We start from the raw sequence: 21,824 nt of genomic DNA on the forward strand, positions 1-21,824 counted from the left end.
GGACATGAATAGATGGCAATGGCGCGCACGAAAATCATTTGTACGATGGGGCCTGCGGTCTCAGACTACAACAAAATCCTAGAGCTTATTGATGCTGGGATGAATGTAGCACGGCTTAATATGAGCCATGGAAATCACGAGCAGCATCGTGAAATGATTCGAATGCTAAAAAAAGCTCGCGCAGAAAAAGGGGTGCCTCTCGCTATCATGCTTGATACGAAAGGGCCTGAAATTCGCGTTGGAAAGATCAAAGGGGATGCGATAGCCCTCAATAAAAAGCAGACATTGAAGATCATGCGTGGAGAGATCGAAGGATCAGATGAGGGAATTAGCTTTCTTCCACCCACGATTGTCGATGACATCCCTCTCCACGCTACAGTTCTTTTTGATGATGGTTACATCAACTCACACGTGATTGAGAAAACCAAAAAAGGAATCGTCGTCGAAATTCAAAATAATGGTGTCCTCCGGAGTCAAAAAGGGGTAAACATTCCTCATGCCGCACTCAATCTTCCTGCAGTGACGCAGCAAGACATTCAAGATATTATCTTCGGATGTGAGGAAGAGGTGGATCTTTTAGCAGCTTCGTTCATTCGGAATGCCGATCACATTCTCGAAATTAAGAAGCTTTTAACTCAGCACCAAAAAACCCCCATTCTTGTCATTGCTAAAATTGAAAATGCTTTGGGGGTAAAAAACTTTGATAGCATTTTGCAAGCAGCAGATGGAATCATGGTAGCAAGAGGCGATCTTGGAGTTGAATTGCCCATCACACAAGTTCCTAAACTTCAAAAAATGATGATTCGCAAGTGCTACCAATCTTTCAAGCCTGTCATTACAGCCACGCAAATGCTCGAATCGATGATCGAAAACCTCCGTCCAACTCGCGCAGAGGTTTCTGATGTAGCCAATGCCATATATGACAGTACTTCAGCCGTGATGCTATCGGGAGAAACAGCTATTGGAAAATATCCTGTCGAAACGGTGCGCCTCATGCGCAGTACAATTTTAGCCACTGAAAAAGACTTCAAGTATGAAGAATTTTTCTATAATGATGTGGCAAGACGTGTTTTTAATGATATATCCTCTTCTGTTGCTCTTGCCGCTGTTAAAACAGCTTATGCAGGGAATGGAAAAGCCCTCATCGCTTTAACGACCAGTGGATTTACAGCGCGGGTCATGGCCCGTTTTCGCCCCAAAATGCCAATTATTGCTATCACACCTAAGGAACGGACCTACCACCAGCTGGCGTTTGTTTGGGGAATCACTCCGGTTCATGCATCTGTCGAAAATGTGAAGCAAGGAATGGCGAAAGCCAGTTGCTTTGCCTTGCAGCATAAGATTCTTCACTATGGTGACCTTATCGTGGTGACATCTGGCTCTCCCTTTGGAGTGAGTGGAACCACGAACATGATGCTTGTCGACAACATCGGAGATGTACTTGTCCGCGGGATGATAGGAGAAGGGAGAAAAGTTCATGGGAAGGTAAAGGTCATTCTCAGTTTCGACCCCGAAGCGACCTATAAGATCAAAGATCGGCTCGTTGTGATTCCTCACTGCCATGAAAAGTATAAACATTTCTTAAAAGGGGCTGCAGGTATCATATTGCAAAACCATCCAGACGATTGTCATTCCGAACAGATGGGAAGATTGATCGCCCATGACCTAAAAATCCCTATTCTTCTCAGAGCCGATGCAGCTTGCACCATCCTCAAAGACGATCAAATGGTCACTCTCGACCCCAATAAGGGGCTTGTCTTCGAAGGGATCGTTGAATCAGAAGATGAAATGCTGACCCAAGTCTGCAAGATTCCGCATTAATCAGATTGCTTGGCGATAGTTGATTCAAAATAATGGATGATTTTTCCTAGGGTACAAAAAGCTGTAAAAATAGGCAGTCCAACTGTAGCTATTAACGCTGAAAAATGGATGCTAGCGACATCTGCTAAGTTGACTTGTTTTACCTTGAGCAAATCTGAAGCAGTTATGTTATACCTGTCTTGGCAGGCACTAATGTTGGAGCCAATACCTAGAAAAATCGCTCCGATTAAGCCAAAGTGGTGTTGAGCAAGAGAGCAAACTATACCTAGGCATGCTGAATTGATAAAATGCCCTATCATTGGTTCTTTCGAATGAGAGTTGTCTAAATACTTTGCAGCAAGTTCTAGGCTTGTGAATTCTATGGTTGATAAGCATGTCCTAACTATTGAAAACTCTGAAAAATTTGAAGAGATTCTTGGTAAGATGACTGTCTCTAGCAAATAGCGATGGAGGATTTCTTGGTATATTCCAGCAAACGTAGTAAGCAATAACACCATTCCCAAACGTTCGTCTAAATTTAAGTTTTCAGCGCTGCCAATTGCCTTAAGACTCAATTTCATTTCTTGAAGATCTTGTAAATTAGTTTGTGTATATTTTTCGTAGCTTAAGCCTTCATACAGATCAATTGGAAGTTTCAGGTGTTGAACAGCGAGTTAATTGATTGTAACAAGCGCTGCATTTAGAGCGTATCCAGCAGAAAAGCAAGCTACTGATAAGCAAACAGTAGAGCCAATAGAACTTATTTGGTTGATCATAGAATTTTCCTCTCGATTTTAGTAGAAGATACTATCGACTTCTTTGTTTTTTACCATTAGTTAATTTGAAAATTGTTTTTAACATCTTTAAATAGATTTGAATTCGAATAAAATGGATATTCAGGTTTATAATTTATTAATTTGATATAAAAATTATTTTAATAATTTTTAATTGCAAATAAATTTGTCTTGTTTATAATTACCGTAAATTTAATTCAGTTGAGAAGAAGGATATAAGAAGATGTTTACAGCAATAAAAAATTTCTTTGTGCGTCCAAGTAACGATTTTTTTGGACCAGAAGCAAACGATGATAACTTAGAATGCGCTATCTCCTTGGAAAAACCAATGGATCATTTAGTCTTAGGTTGTAATGAGGGGATAGAGCGGGTAAGAGTGATCGATGAAATGGCAAAGGCCATTGCAGAATCTGACATTCGCCCTACATGGCTTCGCCATAATGGTTCTGTTGAAGTGAGTAAACTACGTGAAACGATCACTATGTCTGACATGTTTGCTAAGAAACTGCTGACAGAAGAAGGATTTGTGAAGCTGAGCGACCTTCATTTTTTTGATCGTGAGAGTGTGAATGGTAGTACTCAAAGATCGGGGATGGAAAGAGATTATACTAAGTGTGATAAATGTAGAGCAGAACTTGAAGAGGTTACGACTTCAAAAGCACTTGCTTTACGTATTCAAATGGGGGCAAGCTTTGATCCTAAAGCAGCGAAAGGCTTGTTCAAAGCCCCCTCAAAGGTTGTAAAGGTTGACGAATATCAAAAACTAGGGATTCCAGAACCTGTGAATCTATTGGCAAAAGTTAAAGATGCAACAGTTTTAAATTGGAAGTTCGACAGCTTTTTTTGGACACGTACAGGGACATTATCACTCTTTGCCTTGGCTGTCATAGGAGCGTCATACTATACGGGCTATGTCCCAACTTTTAGTGTAGCACTTCTTCCGACTTTATAAAAATTCTTAGTTAGTTTAAGATCTCCCCATTTTAACGGGCTTAAGAGAGAAAAAAAATTTTCACTCTAAAGTCAGAAAATGGGGAATTTTCATGTCGACAGTTGATCCCTTTGGTCCAAATGGAGTGAATTTTAATTGCTCTATTTGTCTAGACTCTGTTTCAAAAAAGTTTGCGGCCCTTGACTGCAATTTTGGAAAAGAACGACTTGCACTCATCGATAAGATTCTAGATGAGCAAGGACATGCTTGGAAAGAAGGGCGCCAACTTCCTTGGATAGATGACTGGATGCGCATCGATCCAAAAAAGCTCGAAAAAGCTTATTTTATCACAGCCGAATACCTCCCCTTACTTGATCCACAACAAGACGAAAGCAAAAAACTCCTTACAAATGAGGGGTATTTTAATCTTGCAGGCCTTCATGGCGGATGCAAGGAATGCTACGACAGCGTGATTACAAGAAAGTGTGAATGTCCTATCTGTCGAGCTCAACATGTGCAGGTATACACTTCTAAGTATTTTGATAGAAAAGTGGAGACAAACACGATTGGTCTTCCTCGACCAGCCATAAGTGCTCCTGTACAGCCACTCAATACCGAAGTTAAAAATTTCTTAGACGATATCAGAAGAATGTTCGGGTGTTTTGGCCGCTCTGTCATTGGGGGAGGAGACATTTCGAGAAGCGAGCACCTTCAAATAGGAACCCATTATTTAGTCCAAATTGTCTCTATGGCCATTGACGGCCTTATTCATAACATTTTGTTTCATGGGGCTGTTAAAGTCGCCTTAATCTCGTTTGAAAGATTTGGTTTCCGAGGGCTTGGGCATTGGAAGCAACTTGCTGATGCGGCCACTCAATGGAACATGAGTTGGGCTCAACATATTATCATTTGGAAAGCATTTGCTAGCACTTTCAACTATTCTTTTAGGCAGTTTTCTGTGAATTTGAGTTACACAGGACTCTCTCATCACGTTGCTCGGTTAGACTTATTGACAGTGCTTTGGCTAGGGTTTAAGGTTTTATATAATACAGACTTTGGCTGGAAGATTTAACCTCAAAGGGGAGGTGCTGTGATGTCTTTATCTGTGGAATATTCTTATAGTGAGCTCAATAGCATGGGGCTCTCTTTACCGTATTTTTTAATAGCTCGCTCGAATCAGAGTCATGCCTATCTAGAAGGTTGTATTAAAATTACAATTGTCTTTCCCGAAGAAGGCATGTTGAAAAGTCGTGATCCCAAGAAAATTTTGCAAATTTGGATCGATTGGAACAAAGCGAGTCAACAGATGCAAACGATAGGTAGTAGTCCATCTCACGTAGATTTTCTCGAGAGAGGAAAGGTGAAGCAACTCTTCGAAGCAGCTCAAGCAGCAGCGAAACAGTATCAAGAAGAGATCTCTAATGTAGGGATCTCTATCGAAAGGCAATGGGAAACGATCTACTAACCTGAGCTCTGGGATTATTTTACTTAGTCACAGGAGAGAGAGTTCTCTTAAATTCTCGGTATTTTTGTCTCCGGAAGGGTCAAACGGTCCTTTTCGAAGCAAAAAGATGAGAAGATAGAGAAAAATCGCTGAGAATGAGTGAAAGAAACCCAGAGTTCAAGTGATCAGCGTAATTCTTACTTGCAGTTGAGCCTTGCTCTACACTATATAGAAGTTAAGAGAACTGTCTACTAGAGGTGAAGAGATGGGTAAATATGTCTGCCCATTCGAAGACCTTCGAGCGAAAGATGTTGCAATTGCTGGAGGGAAAAATGCTTCGCTTGGCGAGATGATTGCTGAGCTTAAACCAGAAGGGGTGAATATCCCTGGAGGCTTTGCTGTCACTGCTGAAGCGTATCGGTATTTTATTCGTGAAAATGGATTAGAAAAGAAAATCGAAGCCCTGCTCAAAACCTATTCGCCAGAACCTAAGAAACTTCGAAAATGTGGCAAAGCCATTCGGAAGCTCATTGAAGGTGGAAAGTTCCCATCAGATTTGAAAGAAGAGATCACAGATGCCTATCACGGCCTCTGTGGAGAAAATACCAAACGGTGTCAAATGGATGTCGCTGTCCGCAGTAGTGCAACAGCGGAAGACCTTCCTGATGCAAGCTTTGCGGGGCAGCAAGAAACTTTCCTTAATATTCGAGGCGATCGGGATTTGCTAAATGCTTGCCGTAAATGCTTTGCTTCGCTGTTCACAGATCGAGCAATTGCTTACCGCGAAGAAAAGGGGTTTAATCATAGCGAAATTGCCCTTTCAGTAGGGATTCAAAAGATGGTCCGTTCTGATTTAGCTAGTTCAGGAGTCATGTTCACTCTTGATACGGAAACAGGATTCGATCAGGTTATCGAGATCAACTCGACTTGGGGACTTGGAGAAAACATCGTTCAAGGAGTGATCATTCCTGATGAGTTCATAGTGTATAAGCCTTTTCTTGATCGAGAAGGAGTAGTCCCGGTTGTTGGGAAAGTTCTCGGAAGTAAAGAAAAGAAAATGGTCTATGCTCGTGGAGAAAGCTACTCAACGAAGAATATAGTGACAACGCCCGAAGAGCAAAAACTCTTTTCGATCACAGATGAAGAAGTTCTCCAGTTGGCAAAGTGGGCTGTTTTGATCGAAAAGCACTACCAAAAGCCCATGGATATTGAATGGGCAAAAGATGGGGGGACTGGAGAACTCTATATTGTTCAAGCTCGCCCAGAAACAGTTCAAGTTAAACGCAAAAAGTCCGAATTCAAAACCTATAAACTCAAAAAAGAAGGGAAAAAGATTCTCGAAGGGCTAGCGATTGGTGAGTCGATTGCAGTGGGGCATCCGCAAGTGATCATGGACTCTGATCAGATCGAAGCTTTTCAGCGTGGATCGATTCTCGTCACAGGGATGACCGATCCCGATTGGGTTCCCATCATGAAAATGGCAAGTGGAATCATCACCGACCAAGGTGGACGGACCTCTCATGCAGCTATTGTCAGCCGGGAGCTTGGTGTTCCGGCAATTGTTGGGACAGGGACAGCGACTGAAGAGCTCAAAGATTTTGATGAAGTGACTTTGAGTTGTGCTCAAGGAGACAAAGGTTTTATTTACGAAGGGGCCCTCGAATATGAAGAGGAAGAAGTCCATATTGAGAAACTTCCCAAAACCAAAACGCAAGTGATGCTCAATATTGCCAGCCCTTCCGCTGCTTTTCATTGGTGGCGATTGCCTTGCAGAGGAATTGGCCTTGCCCGAATGGAATTCATCATCAGTGAAATGATCAAAATCCATCCGATGGCGTTGACCCACTTTGAAGAAGTAGAAGATCTCGATGTTCAAATGCATATTTCAGAAATGACACTCGGCTTTGAGAGCAAAACAGAATATTTTATCGAGCTACTCGCACTTGGGATTGCTAAAATTGCCTGTACCCGTTACCCCGACCCTGTGATTGTTCGTATGAGTGATTTCAAGACGAATGAATACGCTAATTTAATTGGTGGCAAGCAATTTGAACCCAAAGAAGAAAATCCCATGCTTGGGTTTAGGGGAGCAGTCCGCTACTATCACCCGAAATATCGAGAAGGTTTTGCTTTAGAGTGTCGCGCCATTAAACGGGCCCGTGAAAAAATTGGACTATCAAACATCATCGTGATGATCCCTTTTTGTCGGACGATCCAAGAAGCTGAAGCTGTTTTGAAAGTGATGGAAGAAGAGGGATTAAAGCGAGGGGAAAACGGGTTAGAAGTCTATGTGATGGCAGAAGTGCCTTCGAATATCCTTTTAGCTGCTGACTTTGCGAAACTTTTCGACGGTTTTTCGATTGGATCAAACGACTTGACTCAACTCACTCTTGGAGTGGATCGAGATTCTGCTGATTTGGCACCCCTCTTTGATGAACGGAACCCAGCGGTTAAAAAACTCATTCAAGACCTCATCACAGTGGCCCATCAGCATCAATGCAAAGTCGGCATTTGTGGGCAAGGGCCAAGCGATTACCCCGATTTTGCAGAGTTTCTCGTCGAATGCGGAATTGACTCGATTTCACTCAATCCCGATAGTGTCATTCACACCATKGAAAGAATCGCGGCTATTGAGCAGAAGCGAGGGTAAGGGCCGCAATAGCAGCCGTTTCTGTCCGGAGAATATAAGGATGTAGTCTCACTCCTTGAGCATTGAACCTTTCTTTCATTTTCTTATATTCTTCTTTTGAAAATCCTTTTTCTGGACCAATAAAGAGAAGATAGGGACTTTTTCCTTTTGGAAGAGATGTTTCAGCTTCAGGATCTCCGAAAAAGGCATGCCCTTCCGGGAGGGATAGGCTTTCTAAACTTAAGGCCAAGTGAAGAGAGGGAAGATCCAAGCGGCCACATTGCTTCATCGCTCCAATAGCAATCGATTCGAGTCGTTTCCACTGATTGTCACTTAAAGAGTCTTTTTCGCTTCTCTCCGAAGGAAAGAGATAAAAAGCGGTGCAACCGAGTTCGGTTCCCTTTTGAACGATCCATTCTAAGTGGGACAATTTAGGCAAAGCTTGAATGAGAACTAAAGGGGGGAGTTTTGGCAGATGTTCCGAAGTTTCGAGAATTTCAAGAGACGCTTTTCGTTTTTCGATTTGCAAGACTTTTGCTTGCGCAAGAGATCCCATTCCATTGACAAGCTCAATGGCATCTCCTTCTTTTTTTCGCATGACGCGATTTAGATGGTGGAACTCTTCCTCTTCGAGGAAGACAACGTCGCCTAGTTTGAAGTTTTCTTTTAGGTAGAATCGGTCAGCTGGCATCTTTTTTCCAAATGGTGTTAGGGCGACAAAGGGCTTTTTTAAGGAGAAGAGACAGATCTTCTGTCCCATCTAAATGCTCTGTAGCAGATTCTCGCAACCCGTTTTCATCTAAGACTTCAAAAGCGCTGAGCTTGAGAAAATGTTTTTTGAGCTTGGTGACCGTAGTAAAATTGAAAATGAGTTTGAAACGGTAATCTCTTAAGAACAGATCTGCGGTGTTTTTATAGAGGAGAACTTCGGCATCTGGAAGGTCGATCTTTGTAGGGGTGAGAACTGTAATAAAAGCCAGAGGATAAATTTCTCGAAAGGTCCTAAGATGAGGAAGATAAGGAGTTGGATCTGTTGGAAGGATAATCAAAATAGAGTCCCAGCGGTACCGGTAGTAAACATTGATTGGAGTTTCTTGTTTCCATCGATTATGTTGCCACAGCCATTGCTCTGGAGTTTCTCGAATTTTATCTTCGAGAAGAGCAAGGCTCTTTTTCATGAGACGATCGATTTCCTCCTCCATGGGAGCTTCAAGATTGGGCCAAATAGGGTTTGAATAGTGAATGCGGTAGGTGCCCTTTGTCCGTCTAACTGTTGCAACCATGATCGGGCACTTGGCTTTGTAGGCTAAAAGAGCAGGGGCAATCGATGTCCAAGCACGCCTTCCAAAAAAGGGAAAGGCATAATCACTTTCTGGCATGCTTTGATCCCCTACAATCCCGAGAAACTTTCCTTTCTTGAGGGCGCGAAAGCCCTCTTTCACCGTTTGCTTTGGGGTAATGATCATTCCACCAAATTGTTCGCGCATCCGAACTACCCAGTCGTATAGGTACGGGTTTTTAATTGGGCGACCAATTGCCACACCTGGCATCCGCTGCGTCCCTTCGAGGAAAAGGACTTCCCAGTTTGCTTGGTGGCCACAGAAAAAGATGATACCAGTTCCAGAATCGATGAGTTTTTTAGCTTCTTCTGGGTTTTCACAAATCAAGGTTTTTTTAGTGTTTTTCATCCGGGCAAATTTGCCGTATTCCAAGCACGTAATGGCAAGGTTTTGAAACGATTGTTTGGCAATTTTTTTGAGCTTTTGTTCCGGAAGATAGAGGTTTTTTGCTAAGGCAAGGTTCGAGAGAGTTCTTTTGCGAAAGCGAGTCAAAGTGTGGTAGGCAATAAGCCCTAGTCCATTTCCGATGAAATGAATCCACCCTGCTGGCAAAAGGCTGATAGGGAATGTGAATCCTCGGATGAGATAGTAAGAAAGTTTAGACATGGATCGATTCTAAGGTCAGGTCAATGAGAGTACTTAGTTGATTTGAAAAATCTAAGTGTTTCACTGAATTTCTAATGTTTTGAGAGCGGATCCAGGTTTTGGGGTGCATGATTGCAGTTGTAAGGGCTTGAGCAAAAGCTTGTGGGTGAAGAAGATTTTCAATGACAATGCCGTTTTCAGGTTTCAAAACCTCGTTTCCTCCATTTGTTTTAGAGGTAACGACGAAAAGTCCCATAGCTAAAGCTTCAACAGTGACATTCGCAAACGGGTCGTAGAAAGAAGGGATCACCAAAGAATCGGCATATTGGTAGAATTTACGGATATCTGATCGCGCTCCAAAAAAGCTTACATGATCTTGAAGACCGAGCTTTTCAGCCAATTTAATGAAATCAAATGCGTTCTTGTCTTTCCCGAGGACGGAAAGATGAAAGTCTTTGAATGGGAGAACGCTCAAGGCCTTAAGAAGAGGAGCGAGCCCTTTACGCTTGTACCCATTTCCGATAAATAAAAAATGGTAACGGGAAGGATCAAGCCCTAGCTCATTGCAAACTGCCTGCTTTTTCTCGAGCCAATTATTAAAATCTTTTTCCATTTCCTTCCACTCCACTCCGTTATGAACGACCTGAATTTTCTCTGGAGGGGTCTGATAATAAGTGAGAACTTCCTTTTTTACCATATGAGAGTTAGTAAAAAGAATTTTTAACTCAGGGCTTTCGAACGCGTGCTTCTCGATATTTAAAATTGTCCGATTTAGAGGATTCAAGGCAGCTTTGAAAGAAGAGTAGTTTTCCCCCATGTTTTCACGATGTTTGAGAAATGCTGCATGAACTCCATTTCCCGCGCGGATATGGGTTTGATGACGGGTCCGATCCATTCCGAATACGATATCGAACTTTCCTTCTTCATGCCATTTGGTACAAGCTCGGTCGAATTCTTCCATTTTCCGAAAATTCAGCCACTTTTTCACAGGGAGAGAATGGAAATGAATGAGAGGATGAAACTCACTTTTTTTAATCACGTCAGAAGTGACAATGTTGACATGGGCGCCCCGCTTTGTAAACGCCTGAGCAATTCTCCACCCGTACTTTTCTAAGCCTCCAAGATTTCCAAAGTGTCGTGAAACGAGGCTGACTTTTAGAGAAGGAAGCTGGCAGGTGTGAGTCTTATTTTCCATTTTTCTTTTTCTCTTGAAGGAGAACTGCATTTCCTTGTAATGATGGGCAAATTTCAAACTTATCATTATTAGAGGTATATAGCTCGAATCGATTCATGTAGCTACGGAAGCGGTTGCGCAAATACTCCTCACGGACACGGGGTTGTAGATCTCGTACCTCTTCATCACTGACATCTGACATCAAGATGTGGACATACCGGTCTTCAAGAATGCCAGAATTGATGAACTGCACACTCCAATCAAGACACTCACCTTCTTCCTTTGGTGTGACGAGAATCATGAGTTGGAGCATGTCTTTCATGATTTCGAGGAAAAAGCTGCTCACACCTTTTGCATAGAGGGGAGTCGTGATAACTTTAAGTCCATTACGGTTTTCGAGCAGTTGATTAGGAGTTAAATGGATTTTTTGTGGGCTCAGTGATCCAATTTTACTCGGAGGGAAGAACAAGGCAACCGGAACGGCGCTGTCAACTTTGAGGAGCTCATAGCGCAAGAAGTCGATACGGAGGAATTTAGCATCGGGATCGTTGATTTCAATTGGAGTTGGAGAGAGAAGTGGAAGCGAAATTTGCTTCCAATAATTAGGAACAAAGTAGCTCACAACATCCGAATGCTCTTGATTTGAGGAGGTTCTCAGGTCATCAAGGTTGGCTTTTGAGATGTCATTCAAGTTGAACGTCAAATTAAGCCCGCGGCTTTTTAACTTTTTGACCGTATCTTCCGGCCCACTCACTGTGATGTAAAGTTGATAGGGCCAAATGTCGAGAAACTGGTACCCTTTTGGGGCTTCGCCAATTGGTTGAGTGATGATGATCGGGATTTTTTCTGTCACAAGTTTAGTGAGCTTAATCAAAAAGTTTTGGGTGGCAACTTTGCTTATTCCATGAGAGATGTTAATATCAGGATTGTCTGTTTGGATATTTCGTTTGTTAATAGTTGCGATCCATTCTCCTTCCTTATCTGAGGCATCAAACACTACTTCAATGTCATTTGAAGTGAGATCTTCAAGTAAGGTCTTGCTTCCTGTAACAGTGAGATTGACACGACGGTTTAAAATTCCATTCGACTGCATGTCTGCAATCGTCTTTCCTGGAGGGATATTTTCAATTCTAACAGGTACATTCGGAATGGTTTTTGTTGTGGTGAGTGATTTGTTTACAACAAACCAAATGATGATCGCCAAGATAATCGACAAAGATTTGCGTGGCCAATTGCTGAGGAAGAGGTTTTTGAGTAAGGTTCTCATTTTCTGATCCACTCCCTAAGTTTAAAACGAGTTTGTAAGGTTTTCTTAAGGGGAGGATTAAAGACACTGCGGATGATACCTTTAAAGCGATCAAGTTTAATTCCACGCGTCATGATTCCATCTCGAGCAATTGAGACCTTGCCTGATTCTTCTGAAACGACGATGAGAAGAGCGTCGGTCAATTGACTCACACCAAGTGCAGCACGGTGACGGGTTCCCATCGATTTCGCAATTTGCGAAGTGTCCTCCGCAAGAGGAAGAATCACAGAAGCCGCTACAATTGTGAGATCGTGAATGATCACCGCTCCATCGTGAAGGGGAGTTGTGGTTGCAAAGATCGACTCGAGCAATTCTGATGAAAAATTCCCGTTAACCATCACAGCTTTAAGAGCAAATTCGTCTAGTGAATCTTCATTTTCCAGGGCAATGAGTGCTCCAATCTTCTTATCTGCCAACCGATAGACGGAGGTGGCGAGTTGGTCGAGAAACTTGTCGAATTCGGTGATTTCTTTGTACCGTTTCCCCTTTAAGCTGAGTTTTGAAAGGGCTACACGAAGTTCCGGTTGAAAAATAATCAAAACGGCAATGACCGCTACGTTTGCCACGAGTAGCATCAATTTGTGGAGAATAGGCAAATTAAAGAGAGAAGAGGCTCCAAAAATCAAGAGAAAGGCTAAGAGCCCCAGCATGAGATCCATCGATCTCGTATTCCAAAAGAACGACAAGAGATAGTTGATCATCACAGCGATGATCACAATCTCAATAAATGGTGTAATTGAATAGTAAAAACCCATGCGTGTCGATTTATCCTTTGCGCTCTTTTGGATCATTCTATTGAATCCAAGGCTTCATTGCAACAGCCTTGATTTGGATTGATCAAATAGAAAAAATATAGCATTCTTATTTTTATTTACCAAGGAGACATTCAACATGAGAAACTGGCTTATTGCTTTTGCTCTAGGTTGCACCGTATCTCTTGCGGCAGCACAAGGTCAACAACAGCAACAAGAAAAAACACTTTATTACACAAACGACCAAACTATTGCGGTTACGCCTGCAGCAGGGCCTCAAGTCATGCGCGATTGGAACCCTTACCTGACAGCTGATTTTATTTGGTGGACTGTTCGGGAAGATGGTCTTTTCCATGCTGTAACAGGTGTTGCTGCAAACACGAGCAAAGGAAGTGTTCATGATGTTGATTTTGATTGGGACCCAGGCTTCAAAGTAGGTCTTGGATTTAATCTTCCTCATGATGGGTGGGATGTTTTTGCGAATTACACCTGGATTACAAGCTCTGTCAGTGGGAGTAAGAGCAACGATACTGGTAACATGATTTCTTACTGGTCCATCAATGGAGCACCACTTACCGGAATCACGAATTCTCGAGCAAGCTTGGGATATTACATTTCACAATGTGAATTTTGAAATTGGCCGCAATAGTTACCTTAGTCAGTACCTCAAATTGCGCTTATTTGCGGGAGCACAAGCGGCTTGGATTTACCAAGATTACGATGTGCGTCAAGTTCTTGCTGCAGACGACTCTATTGATCGATTACGACTTAATCAAGACTTTTGGGGAGCTGGAATTCGCGCTGGACTTAACACAGCTTGGCAGTTCACACAAAACTGGTCGGTTTATGCTGACCTTGCCCTTGCGATCCTTTATGGAGAGTTTGATTTAGATCGTCGCGATAGCAACCAACCTCAAAATGGTGTCGAGACCACAAATATTCATACTGGAGTCGATCCAATGACCTTCGAGCCAACAATTAACATTGGTGCAGGACTTCGTTGGGAGACTTGGTTTGGATCGAATAACTATCACATTCTGTTTCAATTGGGATGGGAAGAGCAGATTTGGATTCTCCAAAACGAATTCATCAAAGTTCCTACAGAAACTGATCACATTGGAGACCTTGTCTTACAAGGATTGACCTTAAAAGGTCGCTTCGATTTCTAAAGGTCATAGCCCCGGGAACGGGGCTTTTTTTGTCCAATTTTTGAAGTTATCTATATTGACAAAAATTTTTTTTCAGCCTACGTTTTCTTTCAAATAAACAAGAGAGTTTAACCATTATGGATGTTGTTCTGTTATCCCGGATTCAATTTGGGTTAAACGTCGCGTTTCATTACCTCTATCCTCCCTTAAGCATTGGACTAGGTTTGATGCTTGTGATCATGGAAGGGATGTACATCAAAACCAAGAAAGCTTGTTATCGCGACATGACAAAGTTTTGGGTGAAAATCTTTGCCCTAACGTTTGCTTTAGGAGTTGCAACGGGAATTGTTCAAGTCTTTGGCTTTGGAAACAATTGGGCCCGCTATTCTCGCTACGTGGGTGATGTTTTTGGAAGCGCCTTAGCTGCTGAGGGAATTTTTGCTTTTTTCTTAGAAGCGGGATTCATTGGCCTTATGCTTTTCGGTTGGGAACGCGTTAGTGCGAAAGTACACTATTTTTCTACTATTTGTACAGCTCTTGGAGCCCATTTTAGTGCAATTTGGATCATTGTGGCAAACTCCTGGATGCAAACGCCAGCTGGCTACGCTATAGAAGGAGAAGGAGCAGAAGCTCATGCTGTTATGACCAATTTTTGGGAGATGGTCTTCAATCCCTCATTTCTTGATCGTCTGACACATGTTATCATTGGAGCTTGGCTAACAGGGGCTTTTATGGTGATTTCTGTTTGTTCCTATTATTTTTTAAAAAAGAGGCACACAGAATTTGCTTATCGGGGCATGAAGCTCGGGCTTGTCATGGCTTCTATTCTTGTCATTCTACAATTCATTTCAGCCGATTCCACAGCTCGTGGAGTGGCAAAAAATCAGCCAGAAAAGCTTGCAGCCATTGAAGGAGTCTACAAAACACAGCCTCATACAGCGATGAACCTCATTGGCTATGTCGATAGCAAAACTCAAGAAGTCCACGCCTTGCAAGTTCCCGGCTTGCTCAGTTTTTTGACTTATCGAAACTTTGAGACACCTGTCCCAGGACTAGATCAATTTCCCGAAGAAGATTGGCCACCGGTTTCTTCGGTTTTTCAATTCTACCACATGATGATTTATGCCTGGGGAGCCATGTTTCTTGCTACAGTTTTAGGACTGATCCTGTGGAAACGTAAAACGTTTGAGAAATCCAAATGGATCAACCGTTTTCTCGTTCTCTCAATTTTATTTCCCTATGTTGGAAATCAAGCAGGTTGGTTTACTGCAGAGATGGGACGCCAGCCATGGATTGTGTATCATCTCTTGAGAACCACTCAGGGAGTGTCAAAGTCGATTCATGCCGGTCAGGTTTTTGGATCGATTACGATGTTCGTCTGCATCTACATCCTTCTTTTTTCCCTCTTTTGCTTTTTGCTTAACCGAAAAATCAAGCATGGTCCGATAGAGGAGCCTGCAAAAGAGCCAGATGATATCATTTATCGCGATCCCTACCAATCCCCTACCTAAGGTGCAACATGATGGCAATCTACGAAAATATTTGGTACCTCGTCATTTGTGTCAGTGTGATTTTTTATACTGTCTTAGATGGCTTTGATTTAGGAGTTGGTGCGCTTCATCTTTTTGCCCGGGATGATCGTGAAAGACGTGTTTTTCTCAATGCAATTGGCCCTGTTTGGGATGGCAATGAAGTGTGGCTCATCATTATTTTTGGAGGAATGTTTGCTGGATTTCCTGCAGCCTACGCGACGATTTGCGAAGCATTCTACACCTTGATTATGATACTTCTTGCAGCGATTATCTTTCGCGCTGTTGCCATTGAATTCCGATCCAAGGTCGAAAATAAAAAATGGCGTTTTACTTGGGATGTGATTTTTAGCTTTTCTTCGATTCTCATGGCGTTCATCATTGGCGTGATCATGGCTAACCTGATTCAAGGGATTCCTTTGGATCAAAATGGTGATTTTGTCGGAACGTTTGGAGGATTTTTCACCCCGTACTCGATTCTACTAGGGTTTACTGCTTGTGCGTTATTTGCCATGCATGGCGCAGTCTTTCTGCTCATGAAAACAGAAGGCACCCTCCATGATCATGTGCGCAAATGGATCAATCCAGCAATTGTGGTCTTTTTGATTTTCTATGTGATGACAACACTTGCCACGCTCATGTACATGCCTCATATGCTCAAAATGATGCGCGCATCTCCCTGGCTTTTTATTGTTGTTCTCATTGCGATGCTTGCCATTGCCAATGTTCCTCGCTGCATCTATAAAGGGCACGATGGCTTTGCCTTCATTTCATCAAGCTGCTCGATCGCTTTCCTCTTTTTTCTATTTGGCATTGGGATTTATCCCAATCTTGTCCGTTCCAGCATCAACCCCGAACACTTTAGTTTAACCCTCTATAATGCAGGAGCTGCTGCCTCCACTTATAAAGTGATTCTCATCGTTGCTTGCATCGGGGTTCCTCTTGTTCTTGCATATGGATTTTGGATCTATCGGATCTTCCGGGGAAAGGTGACGCTCGATGACACTAGCTATTAAAGATGGTGCCATCACAAATTGGACGGGCTTTGGTCTATGCTTCACAGCTTCGACAACCCCGCTAGAGAAGCTATATCGTTAAGTTGTCGAGATGAGGACTTCTTTGTCAGTGTTTTGGTAAATTTGGTGCATTTAGTTTATCCTTGAATGCTAACTCAAAAAAATTGATTCCTAAGGTTATTTAAAACATTTTTATATATCAATAAGTATACTCAAACAACTTCAAAAATTGGATTTTCGGCTGCGCCAAAGCACTGTAATTCGCTGATCTTAAGTGACCTCATATTCCTAATATTAGGCAGCTTAATATCGAGAAATTCTGAAAGCTTTCGCGTTGCCCAAAACCAATTTTTGAAGTTGTTTGAGTATAAGTAAAAGCTCACCTGATAGGGTGAGCCTCGTAAAAGGAGAAGTGGTTTTGTTTTTCCTAAACCCCGGGTTTCTAGAAATCGAGGCGGAACTCGCCTGTGATTCCGTAAAACATCACGTCTTCTGAAAAGGGCTCGTAGTCTACACGTACTTGCGGAATGTTCCCAAGCGCTTGCAAGTTGCCAACTGATGTTTCGACGTCTTGCATTTGGTTTGCACGCCAGTAGTACTGCACTTCATAACCGAGCTTAAAACGGATATGTTGATGGTGGTGATTGACATAGTCACCCCATTCCAACCCAACAAACATTTGAGCATAGGGAACAAACTGATGCTTTTTCGTTCGTACTTTGAGTAGTTTCCCATCGTCAAGCTGTCGAAGAACATGCTCAGGGAAAAATTCTTTGTGCAGTGTTCTAAAGTATCCATAGAGGATAGATGTTGAGAAATCCCCAAAGATGCTGAATCCATGACCAAGATGAAAGCGTGTATTTGTCCCGATACGAGGCCCAATTCCCCACAATTTACTTTCGCATTTGGCTTTAAAATCAAACGCAGAGGTTGTAAATTCTCCAGGGAAAGCAGCGTCATTGAGAGGGGAGGCAACATAAGTGATGCGTTGGTTTAAGTCGATCCATGTCGATTTCATACTGAGGAAGGGGCGAAATGAGAGGAAAGCACTGACAAAGTAATTGCGGCCCAATTCGAACTCGACATTGTCATATTCAATTTCAAAGCTTGATTTAACTTTTTGGGCAATAATTTGTCCTAGCAGCCGCAGAGGAAGTAGCCCACTTGGTGGCGCTTTTGATGATGAGCTTGTTGAGTCGGGATTATAATAGGTGTACTGAGCATAAATATCCCATCCATCATGAGTTAGATTGTACCCGATCCCTGCTTTAAGACCCCATTCCCAATCGAAGTCATTTTCTTTGACATCGCCCCTGCGTGTTGGAAGAATAATAGGAGCGCCTCCTGGAACTGAAATGATTTGAGATTGCATATTTGCAGAGTAAGCAAATTCTGTTCCTCCAACCTTAGGGTGCCAATACAGAATATCAAAAGTGAGAAACACATTCTCTCCAAGAACTTCAGGGCGTGCCGAAGTGAAGTTTGCCCCTAGGGTTTCTTGAGGATTTCGCGTTGAAATCTCCTGCATTTCTCTCTCAAGGGTTTGAATCCGGTCTTCCATGCTTTCGTAGGCTCCAAGAGTTGAAAGTAAAGAAAGGCTTAAAAGAGTGGCAACTTTTTTTGTCAGCTTATGCATACCTAAAAATCCAGTTTAAATTCTCCCGTGATACCATAGAACATCACGTCTTCAGAAAGATTGTCAAACGAAGCACGGTTGCTAAATGATCCAACTGGGGTGGAAAAGTCCTGAGTGTAGACCATTTGATTGACGCGCCAGTAATACTGCACTTCGTAGCCAAATTTCAGTGTAATGTACTGCTTGTCGTGGTTGACATATCCTTGCCAAGCAAGACCACCGTACATTTGCACAAATGGAACGAAAAAATGAAACTTATGACGATTTTTAATAATTTCTCCATCAGCAAATTGAACATTGTTAGGAGGAATTTTTTCTCTGAGAAGAGTTTTGAAATAACCGTAGAGAAGAGCTCCTGCGATGTCACTAAACAAACTGAATCCATTTCCTAGAAACCATTTTGAGTCGACTCCGATCCTTGGCCCAATTCCCCAAAAGTTATTACTGTTTTTCGATTTGAAATCGTGTCCAACAGTTTGGGCTGTTCCTGGGAAGAGAAAGTCATTCAGGCTCGAAGCTGTATAAGTCACATTTTGATCTAAATCGATCCAAGCTGATTTTACGCTGATGAAGGGGCGAAACATTACCATTTTGCTTAGAAAGTAGCTTTTTCCTAAATTGACATCGACATTTTGATAATCGAGGTCAAAAAATGACTTCGCTTTGATTGCAAGCATTGTTGAGAAGAGACGAAGAGGCATGAGTGCGCTGGGAGGAGCTTTTGAAGAAGAGTTTGTAGTGTTGGATTTAAACCAGGTGTATTGAGCGAAGACATCCCATCCATCATGGGGAAAATTGATTCCAAAACCAGCTTTAAGTCCCCATTCCCAACTGAAGTCGTTGTATTTTGTATGACCGTTTGCGTGGGGAAGAATAATGCTCCCTGTTTGAATGATGCTAGGCTGAAGACTGTAGGCGTATTCAGTTCCACCCACCTTTGCATGCCAGTATAAGACATCAAATAGGAGAAATAACTTTTCTCCTTGAACTAAAACATCAGGCTGACCCTTTGCAAAGGAAGCTCCGATCGTATCTTGAGGTGTATAAACAGAGACTTGTTTCATTTCCCATTCGAGATCATCGATGCGATCATCAATGCCTGCATGAGAAAGTGCAGTCATCAAAAGAGCAATTGATAGGGCGAATTTTTTCATTTATAAAAATACCTCAATATCAATTCTTCTATTAGAATACTTCGATAAATATACTCAAGAAAATTCAAAATCTAGAGCTCAACCCCAGAATTCTTAGTTATACTCAAACAACTTCAAAAATTGGTTTTGGGCAACGCGAAAGCTTTCGGAATTCGTCGATTTTAAGTGGCCTAATATTAGGAATATGAGGTCACTTAAAATCGGCAAATTACGGTGCTTTGGCGCAGCCGAAAATCCAATTTTTGAAGTTGTTTGAGTATAATCCTATTCGTAAAAATATATACTCAAGTTCTCAATGTTTTTATTTTTATTTTTTTTCTAAAACAACATTTAATTAATAAGATTTGATTAAATTTCTTGTTTCATGTTAAAATGTCTTTTAAAAAAATTGTGAGGAAAATGTCGTGGTGTCAAAAATTTTTACAAGCAGAAGCAGTATACCGGTGGCTGGAGAGCTTTTTCGAAAAGCTTTTTTTAGAAATTGTGTTCATTTACACGAACCACTGGGTATTTCAAGACTACCTTATTCATCAATGGCGCAAAAAGGTTCTTTCCTTTTTTCAGACTTCTTAAGAAATGGAGATCAACTTGTTTTAGGAAAGCAATTTTCTGCTGAAAAACTTCCACTCCCTATTACGGCATTTTCGTTAGGAAATTCAGAAAATTTGATCGAAATCCATCAACATGTACCACAAAAAGTTCCTTTTGCCCTTTGGGTTTGTAAGGATTTTGGAAGTGGGTTACTCAATGATTATAAACCAAGTCCATTGCTTGATCCTGTGAAAATTCAACGATGGAGAGATACAATCCAAGCAGAAAAAGGAATCGTTTTTCTTGATGATATGAAAGCAATTGACTTTTCAAATCCAGAAAACGTAGACCTTTTTATTGCAGCACTTCATAGCATCCCAGATGAAATCTACTCTATTTCATTGCCTGATCGACCTACCGCATATTTTCTGGAGCAGCTCTTTCTGTTTGCATCTTGTAAGGGGATGCACTCTCTTTCAAGACTCTACATTGTAAAACCTGGAGAAGGAGAAAGTTCTTATACCTATGATCTTTTTTGGCAAGAACTTGATTTAAAAGACGTTGAAAAACTTCTAGTTTTCATCGGCAGCTCAGATATTTTGAAGTTTGATAACATTCCTCTCACCCCTAAGTACACTCAATTTTTTATAGATTTTAGCTTAAAATTCACCGAAAGTAATCACTTGTTAGTTTTTGATTTTAAACCTTCTAATGAAATTGCTGAGCGAGGTTTTGAAAAAGAAGAGCTCAAGTAAACTTGAGCTCAGGGATGTATTTTAGACATTAACTTGTATATTTTGCATGAAGCGCTGCTAAGTGCTTAACTTGTGATTGAAGTAGCCCTGTTGATGGTTCGGTTTGTGGGAAGAGCCTTGATGCAAAATATTTTGCTTGTGTTTGAAGAAATCCAGTTTGAGCGGGCCTATCGAATTTTATCGCTGAGCGGATTTCATGATGCTCTTTTGAAGGAAGCGCTCGTTCGAATTCATCCACAGCAGGGTTAGGTGTTGTAGATAAGTTGAGCTCGTGGATGTTTTCCCCTTTTTGTCCAGCGTTGAAAAGTTTTTCATAAGTTGGGTTAGTCACGAGTGTTTTTTCAAAGTGTTTTTTTGCTGTTGCATCGACGATTGGGTTAACAATGAAGGCCCCAATTGTTCCATCTTTTTTGATTGGAAAAGCCCCAATAGTGAACTCTGGCCGTGTTTGAGTTGAGATGACTTCGTAATTTGTCCGTGCTGTTTGTGTTTCTTCATCGGTTAGTTCATGGTAGCCATGATCTGCAAGCGAAGCACTTTCAGGTAGTGATGTTACAAGAAGGAAGCCATCAGTCTTTCCTTGCTTGTCATCGTAAGCACTAACAACTCTATTTGCATATAGAATTGATTTATTGACATCTAAACTATAGCAAACGGCTCCTTTGCTCCACAGAATCATTCGCTTTTTCCATGCATCGTCTGAGGCAATGTATGGGTCATTAATTCCCGGAATTATTAACCCTGTTCCCTGATGAGGGTGTCCACCACTTGTTAGCATCGTAGAATTGGGGATATTGAATTGGTGCTCTAGTGATGTAAAACTTGAGCCTGGAACAACCTGTATTCCTCTAACAGCCATAACAGGGGTGTCGCTAAATTCTGTTCTAGCATCAAGATAGAGTGTCTCCCGAACATACTTGTCATGGAGATCTCTGTAATCAGGATCTTCAGCCATGAATTGATTGTGTATTTGATTAACGATGTAGTTGTATTTCTGAATAATTTCTTTTGATCGGTCAAAAGAGTAATTTTTAAGTGTAGGATTGAAGTTTTGTCCATTTTTAACAATCTCTACATGCTTCTTGAAAGTTTCCGGTGAAATATCGCCGCCTGAGAGGATAGAGATTAAATTAAAATAAATATTATCAGATTCTTCAAATTGCCCTATTCTTGCGTAATTGAGCATAGAAGTATAGAGAGGTTTCGATACCTCTTGTAAAGTAGTCATATTTTCTCCCCATCTTTTTTATATGATATTGTAAATTATAATGTAACAATCATTTTGTTTTCAATTAATTTT

At 41.6% G+C, this 21,824-nt stretch carries 19 protein-coding genes; 10 read left to right on the forward strand and 9 right to left on the reverse strand.

From position 1 onward, the window contains the following. Positions 1-12: 12 nt before the first annotated feature. Positions 13-1,821 carry a pyruvate kinase gene (gene pyk / locus SNE_RS04740; protein WP_013943211.1) on the forward strand — a complete coding sequence of 603 codons (1,809 nt, stop codon included), beginning with the start codon at positions 13-15 and terminating at the stop codon, positions 1,819-1,821. Here pyk and SNE_RS04745 read toward each other — a convergent pair. Then, positions 1,818-2,375 (reverse strand): hypothetical protein, encoded by a 558-nt coding sequence (locus SNE_RS04745; RefSeq protein WP_148258953.1) that lies wholly within the window; start codon positions 2,373-2,375, stop codon positions 1,818-1,820. The two genes, pyk and SNE_RS04745, sit on opposite strands and share 4 nt — an antisense overlap. Before the next feature lie 442 nt (positions 2,376-2,817). Between SNE_RS04745 and SNE_RS04750 the strand changes: the two genes are divergently transcribed. From SNE_RS04750 to ppsA, 4 genes are all read left to right on the forward strand, one after another. Beyond that, positions 2,818-3,546 carry a hypothetical protein gene (locus SNE_RS04750; RefSeq protein ID WP_013943213.1) on the forward strand — a complete coding sequence of 243 codons (729 nt, stop codon included), beginning with the start codon at positions 2,818-2,820 and terminating at the stop codon, positions 3,544-3,546. A gap of 91 nt (positions 3,547-3,637) precedes the next feature. Then, a complete protein-coding gene (locus SNE_RS04755) occupies positions 3,638-4,597 on the forward strand; it encodes a hypothetical protein (protein WP_013943214.1) in 960 nt (319 codons plus the stop codon). Positions 4,598-4,618: 21 nt separating this feature from the next. Continuing rightward, positions 4,619-4,990: a hypothetical protein gene (locus tag SNE_RS04760; RefSeq protein ID WP_013943215.1), complete on the forward strand. Its 372-nt coding sequence runs from the start codon at positions 4,619-4,621 to the stop codon at positions 4,988-4,990. A 244-nt stretch (positions 4,991-5,234) separates the two neighbouring features. Beyond that, a complete protein-coding gene (ppsA, locus tag SNE_RS04765) occupies positions 5,235-7,619 on the forward strand; it encodes a phosphoenolpyruvate synthase (protein ID WP_013943216.1) in 2,385 nt (794 codons plus the stop codon). Here the strand turns inward: ppsA and SNE_RS04770 are convergent. From SNE_RS04770 to cdaA, 5 genes are read right to left on the reverse strand one after another with little or no spacing between them, the layout of a single operon-like run. Further along, positions 7,597-8,289, reverse strand: a complete 693-nt coding sequence (locus SNE_RS04770) for an RsmE family RNA methyltransferase (RefSeq protein WP_013943217.1) — start codon at positions 8,287-8,289, stop codon at positions 7,597-7,599. The two genes, ppsA and SNE_RS04770, sit on opposite strands and share 23 nt — an antisense overlap. Further along, positions 8,279-9,544 carry an LpxL/LpxP family acyltransferase gene (locus SNE_RS04775; RefSeq protein ID WP_013943218.1) on the reverse strand — a complete coding sequence of 422 codons (1,266 nt, stop codon included), beginning with the start codon at positions 9,542-9,544 and terminating at the stop codon, positions 8,279-8,281. Before SNE_RS04775 ends, SNE_RS04770 begins: the two co-directional genes overlap by 11 nt. Continuing rightward, entirely contained in the window at positions 9,537-10,718 is a 1,182-nt protein-coding gene (locus tag SNE_RS04780) for a glycosyltransferase family 4 protein (RefSeq protein ID WP_013943219.1), read from the reverse strand. Before SNE_RS04780 ends, SNE_RS04775 begins: the two co-directional genes overlap by 8 nt. Next, a complete protein-coding gene (locus tag SNE_RS04785) occupies positions 10,708-11,964 on the reverse strand; it encodes a YbbR-like domain-containing protein (protein ID WP_013943220.1) in 1,257 nt (418 codons plus the stop codon). The genes SNE_RS04780 and SNE_RS04785 overlap by 11 nt, the downstream gene beginning before the upstream one ends. Beyond that, positions 11,961-12,794, reverse strand: a complete 834-nt coding sequence (cdaA, locus tag SNE_RS04790; RefSeq protein ID WP_013943221.1) for a diadenylate cyclase CdaA — start codon at positions 12,792-12,794, stop codon at positions 11,961-11,963. The genes SNE_RS04785 and cdaA overlap by 4 nt, the downstream gene beginning before the upstream one ends. A 100-nt stretch (positions 12,795-12,894) precedes the next feature. Between cdaA and SNE_RS13475 the strand changes: the two genes are divergently transcribed. From SNE_RS13475 to cydB, 4 genes are all read left to right on the forward strand, one after another. Next, positions 12,895-13,389, forward strand: a complete 495-nt coding sequence (locus tag SNE_RS13475) for an Lpg1974 family pore-forming outer membrane protein (RefSeq protein ID WP_013943222.1) — start codon at positions 12,895-12,897, stop codon at positions 13,387-13,389. Beyond that, complete coding sequence (locus SNE_RS13480) at positions 13,379-13,924, forward strand: Lpg1974 family pore-forming outer membrane protein (protein ID WP_013943223.1); 546 nt, start codon at positions 13,379-13,381, stop codon at positions 13,922-13,924. Before SNE_RS13475 ends, SNE_RS13480 begins: the two co-directional genes overlap by 11 nt. 116 nt (positions 13,925-14,040) lie before the next feature. Beyond that, the gene (locus tag SNE_RS04805; RefSeq protein ID WP_013943224.1) at positions 14,041-15,414 is read left to right on the forward strand and encodes a cytochrome ubiquinol oxidase subunit I; all 1,374 of its coding nucleotides are present in this window, start codon (positions 14,041-14,043) and stop codon (positions 15,412-15,414) included. A gap of 8 nt (positions 15,415-15,422) precedes the next feature. Further along, positions 15,423-16,448, forward strand: a complete 1,026-nt coding sequence (gene cydB, locus SNE_RS04810; RefSeq protein ID WP_041418796.1) for a cytochrome d ubiquinol oxidase subunit II — start codon at positions 15,423-15,425, stop codon at positions 16,446-16,448. Positions 16,449-16,890: 442 nt separating this feature from the next. On the opposite strand, the gene SNE_RS04815 is transcribed toward cydB, so the two are convergent. Together SNE_RS04815 and SNE_RS04820 are read right to left on the reverse strand one after the other, a co-directional pair. Then, a complete protein-coding gene (locus SNE_RS04815) occupies positions 16,891-18,084 on the reverse strand; it encodes an Lpg1974 family pore-forming outer membrane protein (RefSeq protein WP_013943226.1) in 1,194 nt (397 codons plus the stop codon). Between the two features lie 2 nt (positions 18,085-18,086). Then, a complete protein-coding gene (locus tag SNE_RS04820; protein WP_013943227.1) occupies positions 18,087-19,238 on the reverse strand; it encodes an Lpg1974 family pore-forming outer membrane protein in 1,152 nt (383 codons plus the stop codon). Positions 19,239-19,771: 533 nt separating this feature from the next. Between SNE_RS04820 and SNE_RS04830 the strand changes: the two genes are divergently transcribed. Beyond that, positions 19,772-20,524, forward strand: a complete 753-nt coding sequence (locus SNE_RS04830) for a hypothetical protein (protein ID WP_013943229.1) — start codon at positions 19,772-19,774, stop codon at positions 20,522-20,524. 28 nt (positions 20,525-20,552) lie between these two features. Here the strand turns inward: SNE_RS04830 and SNE_RS04835 are convergent, their stop codons facing one another. After that, positions 20,553-21,752 carry a hypothetical protein gene (locus SNE_RS04835; protein WP_148258956.1) on the reverse strand — a complete coding sequence of 400 codons (1,200 nt, stop codon included), beginning with the start codon at positions 21,750-21,752 and terminating at the stop codon, positions 20,553-20,555. Positions 21,753-21,824 lie beyond the last annotated feature (72 nt).

The organism is Simkania negevensis Z (assembly GCF_000237205.1).
Taxonomy (GTDB): Bacteria; Chlamydiota; Chlamydiia; order Chlamydiales; family Simkaniaceae; genus Simkania; species Simkania negevensis.

Bases quoted from the DNA above. Each gene is read 5' to 3' on its own strand.
- pyk (WP_013943211.1), top strand. From the start codon at position 13: ATGGCAATGGCGCGCACGAAAATCATTTGTACGATGGGGCCTGCGGTC.
- SNE_RS04750 (WP_013943213.1), top strand. From the start codon at position 2,818: ATGTTTACAGCAATAAAAAATTTCTTTGTGCGTCCAAGTAACGATTTT.
- SNE_RS04755 (WP_013943214.1), top strand. From the start codon at position 3,638: ATGTCGACAGTTGATCCCTTTGGTCCAAATGGAGTGAATTTTAATTGC.
- SNE_RS04760 (WP_013943215.1), top strand. From the start codon at position 4,619: ATGTCTTTATCTGTGGAATATTCTTATAGTGAGCTCAATAGCATGGGG.
- SNE_RS04770 (WP_013943217.1), bottom strand. From the start codon at position 8,289: ATGCCAGCTGACCGATTCTACCTAAAAGAAAACTTCAAACTAGGCGAC.
- SNE_RS04775 (WP_013943218.1), bottom strand. From the start codon at position 9,544: ATGTCTAAACTTTCTTACTATCTCATCCGAGGATTCACATTCCCTATC.
- SNE_RS04780 (WP_013943219.1), bottom strand. From the start codon at position 10,718: ATGGAAAATAAGACTCACACCTGCCAGCTTCCTTCTCTAAAAGTCAGC.
- SNE_RS04785 (WP_013943220.1), bottom strand. From the start codon at position 11,964: ATGAGAACCTTACTCAAAAACCTCTTCCTCAGCAATTGGCCACGCAAA.
- cdaA (WP_013943221.1), bottom strand. From the start codon at position 12,794: ATGATCCAAAAGAGCGCAAAGGATAAATCGACACGCATGGGTTTTTAC.
- SNE_RS13475 (WP_013943222.1), top strand. From the start codon at position 12,895: ATGAGAAACTGGCTTATTGCTTTTGCTCTAGGTTGCACCGTATCTCTT.
- SNE_RS04805 (WP_013943224.1), top strand. From the start codon at position 14,041: ATGGATGTTGTTCTGTTATCCCGGATTCAATTTGGGTTAAACGTCGCG.
- cydB (WP_041418796.1), top strand. From the start codon at position 15,423: ATGATGGCAATCTACGAAAATATTTGGTACCTCGTCATTTGTGTCAGT.
- SNE_RS04815 (WP_013943226.1), bottom strand. From the start codon at position 18,084: ATGCATAAGCTGACAAAAAAAGTTGCCACTCTTTTAAGCCTTTCTTTA.
- SNE_RS04820 (WP_013943227.1), bottom strand. From the start codon at position 19,238: ATGAAAAAATTCGCCCTATCAATTGCTCTTTTGATGACTGCACTTTCT.
- SNE_RS04830 (WP_013943229.1), top strand. From the start codon at position 19,772: ATGGCGCAAAAAGGTTCTTTCCTTTTTTCAGACTTCTTAAGAAATGGA.
- SNE_RS04835 (WP_148258956.1), bottom strand. From the start codon at position 21,752: ATGACTACTTTACAAGAGGTATCGAAACCTCTCTATACTTCTATGCTC.